This window comes from Pseudohongiella sp. (genome assembly GCF_040877505.1).
Classification (GTDB): domain Bacteria; phylum Pseudomonadota; class Gammaproteobacteria; order Pseudomonadales; family Pseudohongiellaceae; genus Pseudohongiella.
Genome location: NZ_JBBDNQ010000006.1, coordinates 280,254 through 294,775 on the forward strand (window position 1 = coordinate 280,254; position 14,522 = coordinate 294,775).

The 14,522-nt window shown below is 54.2% G+C and carries 12 protein-coding genes and 2 tRNA genes; 12 read left to right on the forward strand and 2 right to left on the reverse strand.

All coding sequences use genetic code 11. The annotated features are described in order from the left end of the window. Positions 1-60 precede the first annotated feature (60 nt). The 4 genes from pyrF (at position 61) to WD071_RS01430 (ending at position 4,334) form a co-directional block, all read left to right on the forward strand. A complete protein-coding gene (gene pyrF, locus WD071_RS01415; RefSeq protein WP_368046687.1) occupies positions 61-765 on the forward strand; it encodes an orotidine-5'-phosphate decarboxylase in 705 nt (234 codons plus the stop codon). 89 nt (positions 766-854) lie between these two features. Beyond that, positions 855-1,199, forward strand: a complete 345-nt coding sequence (locus WD071_RS01420) for a ComEA family DNA-binding protein (protein ID WP_368046504.1) — start codon at positions 855-857, stop codon at positions 1,197-1,199. Between the two features lie 130 nt (positions 1,200-1,329). Beyond that, entirely contained in the window at positions 1,330-2,355 is a 1,026-nt protein-coding gene (locus tag WD071_RS01425; protein ID WP_368046505.1) for a glycosyltransferase family 4 protein, read from the forward strand. Continuing rightward, entirely contained in the window at positions 2,352-4,334 is a 1,983-nt protein-coding gene (locus WD071_RS01430; RefSeq protein WP_368046506.1) for a polysaccharide biosynthesis protein, read from the forward strand. Before WD071_RS01425 ends, WD071_RS01430 begins: the two co-directional genes overlap by 4 nt. Before the next feature lie 14 nt (positions 4,335-4,348). Here WD071_RS01430 and WD071_RS01435 read toward each other — a convergent pair whose 3' ends face one another. Then, a complete protein-coding gene (locus tag WD071_RS01435; RefSeq protein ID WP_368046688.1) occupies positions 4,349-4,945 on the reverse strand; it encodes a peptidylprolyl isomerase in 597 nt (198 codons plus the stop codon). Positions 4,946-5,174: 229 nt separating this feature from the next. Further along, positions 5,175-5,249, reverse strand: a tRNA-Asn gene (locus WD071_RS01440). A gap of 187 nt (positions 5,250-5,436) precedes the next feature. On the opposite strand from WD071_RS01440, the gene uvrB reads away from it, so the two are divergent. The 8 genes from uvrB (at position 5,437) to pheT (ending at position 14,520) form a co-directional block, all read left to right on the forward strand. Continuing rightward, on the forward strand, positions 5,437-7,470 hold the full coding sequence (gene uvrB / locus WD071_RS01445) for an excinuclease ABC subunit UvrB (RefSeq protein ID WP_368046507.1): 2,034 nt from the start codon (positions 5,437-5,439) through the stop codon (positions 7,468-7,470). A gap of 172 nt (positions 7,471-7,642) precedes the next feature. Continuing rightward, positions 7,643-7,719, forward strand: a tRNA-Val gene (locus WD071_RS01450). A gap of 85 nt (positions 7,720-7,804) precedes the next feature. After that, the gene (gene thrS / locus WD071_RS01455) at positions 7,805-9,724 is read left to right on the forward strand and encodes a threonine--tRNA ligase (protein WP_368046508.1); all 1,920 of its coding nucleotides are present in this window, start codon (positions 7,805-7,807) and stop codon (positions 9,722-9,724) included. Between the two features lie 44 nt (positions 9,725-9,768). Next, positions 9,769-10,308: a translation initiation factor IF-3 gene (gene infC / locus WD071_RS01460; RefSeq protein WP_368046689.1), complete on the forward strand. Its 540-nt coding sequence runs from the start codon at positions 9,769-9,771 to the stop codon at positions 10,306-10,308. 70 nt (positions 10,309-10,378) lie between these two features. Beyond that, a complete protein-coding gene (gene rpmI, locus WD071_RS01465) occupies positions 10,379-10,573 on the forward strand; it encodes a 50S ribosomal protein L35 (protein WP_368046509.1) in 195 nt (64 codons plus the stop codon). 26 nt (positions 10,574-10,599) lie between these two features. Further along, a complete protein-coding gene (gene rplT / locus WD071_RS01470; RefSeq protein ID WP_368046510.1) occupies positions 10,600-10,956 on the forward strand; it encodes a 50S ribosomal protein L20 in 357 nt (118 codons plus the stop codon). Positions 10,957-11,044: 88 nt separating this feature from the next. Further along, positions 11,045-12,061 (forward strand): phenylalanine--tRNA ligase subunit alpha, encoded by a 1,017-nt coding sequence (gene pheS / locus WD071_RS01475; protein ID WP_368046511.1) that lies wholly within the window; start codon positions 11,045-11,047, stop codon positions 12,059-12,061. A gap of 44 nt (positions 12,062-12,105) precedes the next feature. Continuing rightward, on the forward strand, positions 12,106-14,520 hold the full coding sequence (gene pheT / locus WD071_RS01480) for a phenylalanine--tRNA ligase subunit beta (RefSeq protein ID WP_368046512.1): 2,415 nt from the start codon (positions 12,106-12,108) through the stop codon (positions 14,518-14,520). Positions 14,521-14,522: the final 2 nt, after the last annotated feature.

Genomic DNA, 14,522 nt, shown 5'->3' on the forward strand with positions numbered 1-14,522 from the left:
TCAAATGATGAGTAGTGCCTTTGGCGTTGAGGGACATCGATAATGAGTAGAGGAGTTAGCATGCAGGATGAAAACAAGATTATCATTGCTTTGGATATGGCCAGCGAAGAAGAGGTGATGGCCTTGTTGCGTTTGCTTGATCCGGCCAGCTGTCGGGTAAAAGTGGGTAAAGAGCTTTTTACCCGGTGCGGACCTGACCTGGTTCGCCGGATTGGCGGAATGGGCTTTGATATTTTTCTGGATCTTAAGTTCCATGATATTCCCCACACGGTTAACAAGGCAGTCGCGGCTGCTGCTGAGCTTGGTGTCTGGATGTTGACACTGCATGCAGCTGGTGGTGCGGATATGTTACGCGCGGCGCGCGCAGCAATCGCAGACGCCGAACACAGACCGTTACTGGTTGCGGTAACCTTGCTCACCAGTCTGGGAGAGGATGACCTGGTAGTACAGGGTATTCAGCGCTCACCACTGGAGCAGGTACAGCGTCTGGCCTCGCTGGCACAGGAGTGTGACATGGATGGCGTCGTGTGTTCCGCTGCGGAAGCTGCTGACTTGAGAAAGCTGCTAAGAAAGGACTTTTTATTAGTGACGCCGGGTATTCGTCCGCAGGGAGATCCGGCAAACGACCAGAAGCGCATCGTCACGCCAGCAGCGGCTGTGCAGGCGGGTAGTGATTACCTCGTTATAGGGCGACCCATTACACGCGCGCGTGCGCCGGCCGAAAGACTGTTGTCGATTCAGCGAGAAATTTCAGGTAACGGTTAAGATTTGTGCTAAAACCTGATCAGCTCTGGTCGAAAGCGACGAGAAGCTGTAATGCATAAATTTGTCTAATTCGGAAAAGGAGTTTCCATATGAACACAACAAAACGGTATTTCAAATATAGCCTGAAGGTTTTTCTCTTCTGTGTTGGCACGTGTGCTGCCTTGCTTTCGGTTTCAGTCAGTGCCGCTGACGAAGAATCATCAGACTCCGAAATCAGGGTCGAAGAGCAGGTCAACATCAATACAGCCAGTGCCGAAACCCTGGCATTGGCGCTGGACGGGGTAGGGGCGACAAGAGCGCTGGATATTATCGCCTACCGTGAGGAAAACGGCGATTTTGAGACCATTGAGCAGTTGCAGGAGGTTACCGGCATCGGCCCGGCCACCGTGGAACGTAATCGCATGCGAATTTTGTTGACGGATGGCACGGAGTAACAGCACAGGCGACCAGCATGCGTTAGAATAGGAGCCCTGTTACGGGGCTCCTGTTTTGGCGCTGGACTCCGGAATTAATAGTTCTCGCCGCAACCGCTGTCAGCAGCTGGCGATTGATTTTGGATTCACTATGTTGGTTTGGTTGGCATTGCCGGGTGTATTTCTCTTGTCCTGGCTGCTCAGTGCGCTACTCATCCGTCGTGGCTCGGGCTTTTTGCTTGACATACCGGTAGAGCGGAGCGCGCATCGTCAGGCAACGCCACGTGGCGGTGGCATTGCGATTGTCATCAGCGTATACAGTTTTCTTTTTATTTTGGCCAGTCAGGGCTATCTGGGTCTGTTTCAGTTCAGCGTCCTGTTGTGTGCACTGCCCGTGGCGGTCACCGGGTTTGCGGACGACCTTCGCTCACTGTCGGTAAAGGTTCGCCTGCCGGTGCATTTATTGGCGGCCTTCCTGGCATTGACCCTGCTGGGGCCAGTGCCGGAGCCATTTTTCAGTGGCGTGGTCGAGTTGCCATATGTTTTTATGTCCGCCCTGCTGATGGTGGCGCTGGTCTGGCTGCTCAATCTCTACAACTTCATGGATGGCATAGATACGCTGGCGGCAGGTCAGTGTTTGTTTGTCAGCGGCGCGGCAGCGTTACTTCTACCCGACTCACAAAGCGCCCTGGCATGGGTCTGTATCGGCCTGTTTCTGGCCACGCTGGGTTTTTTCCTGTGGAATCTGCCGCCGGCAAAGTTGTTCATGGGTGATGTGGGCAGCACATTTCTTGGGTTTTTCCTGGGCCTGCTGGGGTTGCTCACGCATTTTGATGGCAGTCTCTCGGTCTGGGTGTGGGTCCTCCTGATGGGTGTATTCATTGCCGACACGACTTACACATTGCTTCGACGCATGGTGTCAGGACACAGCGTGACCCAGGGTCACAGTACACATGCCTATCAGCACTTGTCGCGACGCCTGGCCAGTCACAGTCGCGTCGCCCTGGTATTGACTGCCGTCAATGTACTCTGGCTCTTTCCTTTGGCCTGGCTGGCCACCAGATCCCCCCAATATGGGGTGGTTCTGGCAATCTCTGGTATAGTACCGTTAATGTTCGCAGCCGCTGCTCTGGGAGCAGGGACTGAAGGTGGCGCCAACACAAAGGATCAGGCATGAATCTGTATACGATACCCCTATCGCGAACCGTAAAGCAGGTGTTGTTGATGCTGGTTGATGGCCTGATGCTGGCCCTGGCGGCATGGCTGTCCTTTAATATGCTCGATATCGATGCAGGCACTCTGGCTGACAGAATGGTGCTGTTTACCGGTCTGGCAATTCTGCTGAGTGTCCTGGGTTTTTTCCGCATTGGATTGTATCGGGCATTGCTTCTGTACATGGGGGTGCAGTCCGGTTTTATTGTTCTGCAAGGTGCCACTATCGCCGCCGGGTTGTTCGGAGGCGTGTATTATCTGGTGTTGTCACCCCAGGAGCTGAACAATGCCGTGGTACCTATTTTCTGGATGCTGGCCCTGCTTTTTGTGGGTGGCAGTCGATTCGTTGCCAAAATTGCCCTGCAAAGTCTGATTCAGAATTTTCGCCCCAAAGAACCCGTCATCATCTATGGCGCCGGCAGCTCCGGCATGCAACTGGTGGCGGCTCTGCAAAACGGGGATCAATACCTGCCTGCGGCATTTGTAGATGACAGCCGTCATATCGTTGGCAGCATCGTTCATGGCATTCGTGTATACAGCCCAACGGCTTTAGCCGACCTTATCAAAAACTTTTCGGTGCGCCAGATCCTGCTGGCCATGCCGTCAGCCAGTCACGCAGAGCGCAAAGAAATCCTGAACCGTCTGGAGCACCTGCCGGTTCACGTCAAGACGGTGCCTGAACTGTTTGATATGCGATCAGGCAAAGTGCACGTTGATGAAGTCCGTGATATTGATATTGAGGATTTGCTTGGCCGGGATATCGTGCCGCCGGATCCCGATCTGATGGGGGCGTGTATCACCGGTAAATCGGTGATGGTCACGGGGGCGGGCGGCTCGATCGGTTCGGAACTCTGCCGCCAGATTGTCAATCTGCGACCGGCCAGGCTGGTGTTGCTGGACAGCTTCGAATTTGGTCTGTACGACATAGAGCTGGAACTTCTATCTCTGCGCGATGCATTGCCGGAAATTGACGATGCTCAGGAGACAGAAATTATAGCGTTGCTGGGCAATGTCTGTAATCACGGCCTGATGGAGGCGGTCATGACGCGATTTGGTGTGCATACCGTGTACCATGTTGCGGCCTATAAACAGGTACCCATGGTTGAAAAAAATGTTGTAGAAGGTGTGCACAACAATGTTTTTGGCACTGCCGTCTCGGCTCTGGCCGCGCAGAAATGTGCTGTTGAGCATTTTGTTCTGATCTCGACTGACAAAGCGGTGCGGCCCACCAATGTGATGGGGGCGACCAAGCGTTTTGCCGAGCAGGTTTTGCAGGCTTTGACCGTACGCCAGGGCAGCACGACCTGTTTTAGTATGGTTCGGTTTGGCAATGTACTGGGCTCATCCGGATCAGTTGTGCCCCTGTTCCGGCGTCAAATCAGCGAAGGCGGGCCAGTGACTGTCACTCACCCGGAAGTTACCCGCTACTTCATGACCGTGGAGGAGGCGGCGCAGCTTGTCATTCAGGCAGGCTCCATGGCCAGCGGTGGTGATGTTTTTGTGCTCGATATGCATGACCCGATCAGGATAGTGGATCTGGCGCGGAAAATGATTCATCTGATGGGCTACGATGTCCGCGATGAGAATTCCTATCGCGGTGACATAGCGATTGAGTACACGGGCCTGCGCCCGGGGGAGAAGCTGTTCGAAGAGTTGCTCATTGGTGAGTCAGTGACGGGCACGGAACATCCCAAAATCATGCGCGCCGAAGAAGACTACCTGCCCTGGGAAACGCTGGAGCCCATGCTGAAAGAACTGCAGACAGCCTGTTCAAACATGGATCTTCAGGGTATTCGCAATATTCTGATGCGGGCCGTTGACGGTTTCGAGCCGGAAACACTCGCTGACGATCCGCTATGGCTGGAGCAGGCAGCAACCGCGTCGAGCGGTGCTGCCTCTGAAAGGACGACCTCTGCCAATGTCACCTCGCTACACAAGCGGTAACTGCCAAGCAGTCATTAACGCCGTGTAACTGACTCGATGATAACCGGCTCTACTGGCACGTTTTGGTGCTGGTTCCTGTTCGCGGTTTCTACGGTGGCAATCTGATCAACAACATCCATACCGCTGATAACCTCGCCGAACACGGCATAACCAAATTGTTGGGGGGTGGTGCCGGTCTGATTGAGGAAGTCATTGTCTACCAGGTTGATGAAGAACTGGCTGGTAGCACTGTCAACGACATTGGTGCGGGCCATCGCCAGCGTGCCGCGATCGTTCTGCAACTCCGGGTCAGCCTCATTGGTAATGGGAGCGTACCCCGACATTTCAACAAAATCGCTGTCATAACCGCCGCCCTGAATCATAAAGCCGGGAATGACCCGGTGGAATGTCAGGTTGTCATACAGATTGTTGTCTGTATAGCGCAGGAAGTTTTCAACTGAAATCGGTGCCCGATCGGCCCACAGTTCGATTTCGATGCTGCCCATGCTGGTCTCCATGACGACCACCGGGTTGCCTTCCAATTCCTCGCTGATATCGTCGGCAACGTCGGCGGCTGCCTCTGCCACCGTTTCGGCAGTATCGGCAGCTGTTTCAGCAGCCTGTTCTGTCATTGATTCCAGGTCTGACGGTGCATCGCTGTCGCCGGAACAGGCTGCAAGAGTGAGGCTGCCGCCGAACAGTAAGGCCATCAGTAAGTGTTTATAGCTGTTTGCAATCATAGTCATATCCCGCTTGGTCAAACTCAGTTTAGCTCGAGCGACCGATTATAACCGGAGATGCACAGGATGCCAGTGTTTGCTGGAGATTGATTCAGTCTGAGGGAAAATCAGGGGAGGGATGTGGCTGCCCAACCAGGACTCGAACCTGGAACCAAGTGATTAACAGTCACCTACTCTACCATTGAGCTATTGGGCAATAATGTTGGTCATCTGAGTGACCCCAACAGGACGCGTATACTAATGAGATTTTTGTGGGGGGTCAACCCTTCTTTGTCATCTTTTGCCGGTATACGTCAGTGCGTCGCATAAGCATGACAGGCATGTCCGGCAAAGACGAACCAGGTCGTCGCTAAGCGGCTTGCCAAGCGTGTATACTGCCAGTCATGAGCATACCATTTAAAATGTCATCACCCTTCAAGCCTGCTGGCGATCAGCCTGTCGCTATCGAGGCTCTGGTCGATGGTCTGCAGGAGGGACTGCTGGCGCAGACCCTGTTGGGCGTAACCGGTTCCGGCAAAACCTTCACCATTGCCAACGTAATCGAAAAAACCCAGCGACCCGCCTTGGTCATGGCGCCCAATAAAACACTGGCCGCTCAACTGTACGGTGAGTTTGCCGAATTTTTCCCGGACAACGCGGTCGAGTATTTTGTCTCCTATTACGACTATTACCAGCCCGAAGCCTATGTGCCTTCCTCCGATCTGTATATCGAGAAAGACTCTTCCATCAATGAACACATTGAGCAGATGCGCTTGTCGGCAACCAAGGCTTTACTGGAACGGCGCGATGTAATTGTAGTGGCAACCGTGTCGGCCATCTACGGCCTGGGTGACCCCGGTTCCTACCTGAAAATGGTTCTGCACCTGGATCGGGGAGACAAAGCCGATCAGCGTTATATCCTGCGCCGGCTGGCGGATATGCAATACACCCGCAACGACATGGAGCTGCAGCGGGCAACATACCGGGTTCGGGGGGATGTTATCGATGTGTATCCGGCGGATTCGGAAAAATATGCTGTGCGCATAGAGCTGTTCGATGATGAGATTGAAAACCTGGCTTTTTTTGATCCGCTGACTGGCGAAGTGGTGCGAAAGGTGCCGCGTCTGACTATATTTCCGAAATCGCATTATGTCACGCCACGCGAGAAGGTGCTGGACGCGCTTGAGCAGATCAAGGTGGAGCTTAATGAGAGAGTGCTGCAATTGGAGAGCAATCACCAACTGGTGGAAGCTCAACGCTTGTCCCAGCGCACAAAATTCGATCTGGAAATGATGAACGAGCTGGGCTACTGCACTGGCATCGAAAACTATTCGCGCTATCTTTCCGGGCGCCATGCGGGGCAGCCACCACCGACTCTGTTTGATTACTTGCCGCCTGATGCACTGGTGATCGTGGACGAATCACATGTGTCCATACCTCAGATCGGGGCCATGTATAAAGGTGACCGCTCACGCAAGGAAACCCTGGTTCAGTACGGTTTCCGTTTGCCCTCGGCGCTTGACAACAGGCCGCTTCGCTTTGAAGAGTGGGAGTCGCTGACACCTCAGCTCATCTTTGTATCGGCGACGCCGGGTCCATATGAAGGAGAGCGTGCCGGGCAGACTGTGCGCCAGGTGGTGCGACCCACGGGTCTTATCGACCCGGCGGTTGAGGTGCGCCCGGCCGGCACCCAGGTAGACGATCTGCTGTCGGAAATACGCCAGGTTGTGGCCCGGCAGGAACGCGTACTGGTGACAGTGCTGACCAAGCGCATGGCGGAAGACTTGACCGATTATTTTATGGATCATGACGTACGGGTTCGTTATCTGCACTCGGACATTGACACGGTTGAGCGGTCGGAAATTATCCGGGACTTGCGCCTGGGTAACTTTGATGTGCTGGTGGGTATCAATCTGCTGCGCGAAGGTCTGGATATTCCGGAGGTGTCGCTGGTTGCCATTCTGGATGCTGACAAAGAAGGTTTCCTGCGCTCCGAGCGCTCCCTGATACAGACAATGGGGCGGGCGGCAAGAAATATTCGTGGCCGGGCGATTCTTTATGCCGACAGAATTACCGGGTCCATGCAGCGCGCCATGGATGAAGGCGACCGCCGCCGCGAAACCCAGATTGCCTTCAATACGGCCAATAATATTACGCCTGCCGGCGTCAATAAAAGCATCATGGACGTGATGGAGGGTGCCTATGGTGATGGCAAAGGGCGCAAGCGCAACCGTCAGGGTGCATCTGTCGCGGAAAAAATAGCGGCTTACGGAACCGGCGCGCAGCCGGATGTGCCAATGGACGTTAAATCGGTGAGTCGGGAAATCAATCGACTTGAGGCGCGCATGCTTGAACTGGCCAGGAATCTTGAATTTGAAGAGGCGGCGAAACTGCGCGATGAAGTCAGTGTGTTGCGAAAACAACTGCTGCAAGTGTAGAGCGACTGCTGCCGGGTTGGCGACTGGGTTGGTGACCGGGTTGAAAGGTCAGCTATTTCCGACACTTGCTATTGTAGTTTTGGCCCGCTGCCCCTATAATCGCCAACCTTGATAAAAGCACCCTCAAGCAGTTTGGTCGGCGATTTCTGTAAGCAGTTGTAAAGCGAATTACAGGCGCGTAGCTCAGTTGGTTAGAGCGCTACCTTGACATGGTAGAGGTCACCAGTTCGAATCTGGTCGTGCCTACCACCTTCCTGCCCTGAAGCCGATATCTAGCGAACGGCTTTTGTTGCTTTTGTTTTAACGTACCCATAATTGATAAACACGTCTTCTTATGCCTGCAATTACCCTCCCTGACGGAAGTCAACGCAGCTTCGATGCAGCCGTAACGGTTGCACAGGTCGCTGAATCCATCGGTGCCGGACTGGCCAAGGCAGCCCTGGCCGGCCGTGTAGATGGCACTCTGGTAGATACGTCGCATCTGATTTCAAAGGATGCTGAGCTGGCGATTATCACCGAGCGTGACCCGGAAGGCCTGGATGTGATTCGACACTCGTGTGCACATTTGATGGCGCAGGCGGTGCAGCGTCTGTTTCCTGAGGCACAGGTAACGATTGGTCCGGTAATAGAGGATGGCTTTTTCTACGATTTCGCCTATGAACGGGCGTTCACCCCGGAAGATCTGGAACAGATCGAAAAGGTCATGGGTGAAATCGTAAAGGAAAATCTGCCCGTGTCACGTGAAGTCATGAGCCGTGATGATGCCATCGCCATGTTTGACAACATGGGTGAGAAGTACAAAGTTGAAATCATTAAGGACATTCCCGGTAACGAGGAATTGTCGTTTTACCGTCAGGGTGATTTTATTGATCTGTGCCGCGGCCCGCACGTGCCCAGTACCGGCAAGTTCAAAGCCTTCAAGTTGACCTCGGTGGCCGGTGCCTACTGGCGCGGCGATTCCAGCAAAGAAATGCTGCAGCGCATCTACGGCACGGCCTGGGGTGACAAAAAGGCCCTGGCCGACTACCTGTTCCGTCTGGAAGAAGCGCAAAAGCGTGATCACCGGAAAATCGGCAAGAAACTGGATCTGTTCCATTTCCAGGAAGAAGCCCCCGGCATGGTGTTCTGGCACCCCAAGGGCTGGTCGATCTATCAGACCATCCAGCACTACATGCAGAAGCTGCAGAACGACAACGGTTATCAGGAAATCCGTACTCCACAGTTGGTGGACTACACCTTGTGGGAAAAGTCCGGTCACGCTGACAAGTTTGCCGATGAGATGTTCAGCGTTGAATCAGAAAACCGCATGTACGCCATCAAGCCGATGAACTGTCCCTGTCATGTACAGGTGTTCAATCAGGGGCTGAAGAGCTACCGCGACCTGCCGCTGCGGCTGGCCGAATTCGGCTCCTGTCACCGGTTTGAACCATCGGGCTCGATGCACGGGTTAATGCGGGTGCGCAGCTTTACCCAGGATGATGCCCATATTTTCTGCGCTGAATCAGCGATCCAGGACGAAGTAGCCCAGTTTATGGAGCTGTTGTTCCGGGTGTACAAGGACTTTGGCTTTGATGAGATCATCCTGCGCCTGTCCACCCGCCCGGAAAAGCGCGTCGGCAGTGACGAGATGTGGGACAAGGCCGAAGAGGCCCTGCGTCAGGCACTGAACAACAGCGGTCTGGCCTGGGAATTACTGCCGGGCGAGGGTGCCTTCTACGGACCCAAAATCGAATTTTCGCTGAAAGACTGCATGGGCCGTGTTCAGCAGTGCGGCACTATCCAGGTTGATTTCTCCATGCCGGAACGTCTGGGTGCACAATATGTGGCCGAAGATGGCAGCCGCAAGGTGCCGGTCATGTTACATCGAGCCATTCTGGGCTCATTCGAGCGTTTTATTGGTGTTCTGATCGAGCACTATGCCGGCGCATTGCCGGTCTGGCTCGCCCCGGAGCAGGCGGTAATTCTCAATATTACCGACAAACAGGGCGAATATTGTGAAAAAGTGCGTAAAATATTGGCAGAAAAGGGTTTTCGTGTCAGTGCGGACTTGAGAAATGAGAAGATCGGCTTTAAAATCCGCGAGCACACGATGCAGAAGGTGCCATTCCTTCTGGTAGCGGGTGACCGGGAAATGGAAAACGGTCAGATTTCCGTCCGAATACAGGACGGCCAGGACCTGGGAACCATGGCAATTGAGGCATTCGCTGATCATCTGGCAACAGACGTAGCGCGCCTGGGTCGTACCGGTAACTGAGATCGTATGGTTGCCAAATTTTAATTTATGCAGGAGAGAAGACGCTGTCGAATATGAAGAGCAGTTCCAAAAAACCCGTCATTAACGAAAACATTGAAGCCACGGAAGTACGTCTGGTACTGGCCGATGGTGAACAAAAAGGTGTGGTGACGATTGAGGAAGCACGAGCTGAGGCCGCAGAGGTCAAGCTCGACCTGGTGTTGATCGCCCCTGATGCTGAACCACCAGTCTGCAAGATCATGGATTACGGCAAACACGTCTTTGATATCAAGAAACAGAAGGCTGCCAGCAAGAAAAAGCAGCGCAAGACGCAGATTAAAGAAATCAAGTTTCGACCAGGGACGGAAGAAGGGGATTATCAGGTAAAACTACGCAACCTGATACGTTTCCTAGAAGATGGGGACAAGGCCAAGGTATCGTTAAGATTCCGCGGACGCGAACTCGCCCATCAGCATCTTGGCCTCGAACTGGTACAGCGGATCGCTAAGGATCTGGAAGAGTACGGTACCGTCGAGCAGGACCCCAAGATGGAAGGTCGCCAGATCGTTATGGTTCTGGCACCGACGAAGAAGAAGAAGGTCTGACACCGGTCAGATTTTCATTTATCTAAACTGTATCGCCAGTGATGGCTGATAAATGCGGAGTAATACCCGAATGAGCAAGATGAAGACCCACAGTGGCGCCGCCAAGCGCTTCAAGAAGACAGCGAGCGGCTGGAAGTGCAAAAGCGCCAACAAAAGCCACATCCTCACCAAAATGACCACCAAGCGCAAACGTCATCTGCGCGGCACATCTCTGGTTTCTGCCAGCGACAAGCCGTTGATCGACCGTATGCTGCGTAAAATTTAATCATTTAGGATACCGAGGAGACTGATATGGCCCGAGTTAAACGAGGCGTAACGGCGCGTCGCCGTCACAAAAAGATTCTTAAACTGGCAAAAGGCTACTACGGTGCCCGCAGCCGTGTGTATCGTGTAGCGTTCCAGGCAGTCATCAAAGCCGGGCAGTACGCGTACCGTGACCGTCGTACCAAGAAGCGTGTATTCCGTTCGCTGTGGATTACGCGTATCAACGCGCAGTCACGTGTTAATGGTATGACCTACAGCCAGTTGATTGCTGGTTTGAAGAAAGCCAACATTGCTGTTGATCGCCGTGTCATGGCCGATCTTGCTGTGCACGACAAAGCAGCTTTTGCAGCGCTGGTGAACCAGGCGAAAGCCGCACTGGCGTAAGTAAAAACGGTACCTTTTGCAGAGCCGGTCCGGGTTTTCCTATCTCCCGCGCCGGCTCTGTGCTTTCATGGTATAAGCGGATTGATCCATGACTGATACAGCCATTCTGTTAGACACTGCCCTGCAAGCCATTGACGCGTCGCAAGACGAACGCGCCCTGGAACAATTGCGGGTTGATTATCTGGGCAAAAAGGGTCAGTTGACAGATCTGCTCAAAGGTCTGGGTAAACTGCCAGCCGAGCAGCGGCCTGCTGCCGGAGAATCCATCAATGTCGCCAAGCGCCGTATACAAGAGGCGCTGGATGCACGTCGTCATGTTCTGGTCGATCAGGCACTTGCGGCGCAGCTGGCACAAGAAACAATTGATGTCACCTTGCCCGGCCGACGCCAGTCCGCCGGTGGCCTGCATCCAGTCAGCCGCACAATGGACCGGATTCAACGTTTGTTTGAATCGGCCGGTTACAGTGTCGCGGAAGGCCCGGAGATCGAAGATGATTACCACAACTTCGAGGCGCTCAACATCCCCGGTCATCACCCGGCCCGAGCCATGCATGATACTTTCTATATCAATCCGTCCACCGTGCTGCGCACACACACCTCGCCAGTACAGGTTCGGGTGATGGAGCAGGGCAAACCCCCGTTTCGCATGATTTGTCCGGGCCGGGTCTACCGTTGTGACTCCGATCTGACGCACACGCCGATGTTTCACCAGGTGGAAGGCTTGCTTATCGCGGAAGACGTCAGCTTTGCTGATCTTAAGGGCACGCTGGAGGAGTTTTTGCGCGCCTTCTTCGAAGCCGACCTGGCCGTGCGATTCCGTCCTTCCTATTTCCCCTTCACGGAACCATCTGCCGAAGTCGACATGAGCTGTGTCATGTGTGAAGGCAAGGGCTGTCGTGTCTGTAAACAGACCGGTTGGATTGAAATACTGGGTTGCGGCATGGTTCATCCGTCGGTGCTGGAAGCCTCTGGCATAGACAGCGAACAGTATCGCGGCTACGCCTTTGGCATGGGTGTAGAGCGCCTGACCATGCTGCGATATGGCGTCAACGACCTGCGCCTGTTCTTCGAAAACGACCTGCGCTTTCTGAAACAGTTCAACTGAACCGTGTAACTAAAGCGGCACTGCAATCAAAAGAGCATTAAGACATGATCTTCACACAACAATGGATTCGTGAGTGGCTGGGCGCAAGTGTTGACTCGGCGATCCTCACGCCGGGCAGGCTGGTATCCCAACTTACCATGGCGGGCCTTGAAGTAGATGCGCACGGACCGGTAGCCGCGGCATTCAGTGGCGTTGTTGTGGCTGAGGTCGTTGATGTGCAGCCCCACCCGGATGCTGACAAATTGCGCGTATGCACGGTGAACGATGGCAGCCAGACATTGCAGGTGGTGTGCGGTGCGCCCAATGTACGTGCCGGATTAAAAGTACCTTACGCGACCATCGGCGCAGAATTGCCGGGCGCCGAAGCCGACAAATCCTTTCGTATCAAAAAAGCAAAATTACGTGGTGTCGAGTCCAATGGCATGTTGTGCTCGGCTGCAGAGTTGGGATTGTCCGACGCTGCAGACGGGCTGTTCGAGTTGCCGGCGGATGCGCCGGTGGGCACCGACATACGCCAATACCTGGATCTGGACGATGTTTTCTTTGAATTGGATCTGACGCCGAATCGGGGCGACTGCCTCGGTATTCGTGGCATAGCCCGGGAAATCGCTGCGCTCAATGGCTTGCAGGTGTCCGCGCCTGACATGTCAGTGGTCCCGGCTACGATACAGGATACCTTTCCGGTCAGGATAACTGCGCCTGACGCCTGCCCACGTTACCTGGGACGCGTTGTGCGCAATATCAATGTCAGCGCACAGACACCGCTGTGGATGCAGGAGAAGTTGCGGCGCTGCGGGCTGCGCAGTATCGATCCGGTGGTTGATATCACCAATTATGTACTGCTCGAACTGGGGCAGCCCATGCACGCCTTCGACCTCGCTCAGCTCAAGCAGGAAATCTGTGTGCGCCTGGCGACAGCGGATGATGAACTTGTCCTGCTCGATGGCAAAACCGTTCAGCCCGACAGTGACACCTTGCTGATTACCGATGCGACCGGACCTCTGGCGCTGGCAGGCATCATGGGTGGCGAACACAGCGGTGTTAACAGCAACACCCGTGATGTGTTCCTGGAATGTGCGTATTTTGCGCCGTTGGCAGTTGCGGGCCGTGCCCGTCGATATGGTCTGCATACCGATGCCTCGCATCGATATGAACGCGGTGTGGATTTCGAACTGCAGGCCCTGGCGATGGAGCGGGCGACGGCGCTGCTGTTGGAAATATGTGGCGGCGAGGCTGGGCCAGTCTCGCAAGCACTTGGCGAGTTGCCAGTCCCACGCGAGGTGTCACTGAAACCGGCGAATGTCTCGCGCTTGCTGGGCATGGCCATGAGTGACGCTAAAATAATCAGTATTCTTGAGGTGTTAGGCATAAAATCTCTGGCAAATTCTCAGGATGAGATGCGCTTCGCAGTACCCTCGTTTCGCTTTGACATCAGTATCGAAGCCGACCTGATTGAGGAGCTTGCCCGCGTCCACGGTTATGACAAGCTGCCAGTGACGAGGCCTGCGGTCCGTATGCAATTGCCTGAGCAACCAGAGTCCGTGGTCAGTATTTCCCGTCTGCGTGAGCGGCTGGTGACACTGGGGTATCAGGAGGTGATCACCTACAGTTTTGTTGAACCCGGTCTGATGGCGTTGGTGCAGGAGAGTCCGCCCCCCGTGCCTCTACAGAATCCGATTTCAGCAGATATGTCTGTTATGCGTACCAGCTTGTGGCCTGGCCTGCTCAGCACACTCAAGCACAACGTCAATCGACAGCAAGCCCGTGTGCGTCTGTTCGAGACCGGCCAGGTCTTTCTGCGCCGTGAGGGCGACCATGAGCAGACAATCCGTCAACCCGAGATGCTGGCAGGGCTGGTTTACGGTGGGCGACAGCCTCCGGACTGGTCGCAGGGCAAGGAGTCAGTTGATTTTTTTGATCTTAAAGGTGATCTCGAAACACTGCTGGGACTAACGGCGCGTGCTGACGAGTTCATCTTCGAAAGCGCTGAGCATCCGGCATTACACAGCGGCCAATGTGCCAGGATAGTGCTTAACGGGCGCCATGTGGGTCTGATGGGCGCCTTGTCACCACGCCTGCAGCGTGAGCTGGATTTCAATAACAGGGTCTATGTTTTTGAGATTGAACTAGGCGCGGTTCTTGCCACAAAAATTCCGAAATTCAATCCCTTGTCGCGCTTCCCTGAAGTAAGCAGAGACCTTGCCATTGTGGTCGATCAACAGGTATCAGCGCAGGCACTGCGGCAGGTATTGCAGGCGGAGGCGGGTGAATTCCTTGTCGGGTTGCGAATATTTGATGTTTATCAAGGCGATGCATTGGGTGAAAACAAAAAAAGTGTCGCCCTGGGCTTGACCTGGCAGCATCCTTCGCGCACTCTAGGCGACGATGATGTCAATGTGATAATTAAGCGTTGTGTCAAAGGCCTGGAAGACAAATTTAATGCAGAGTTAAGGAAATGAGC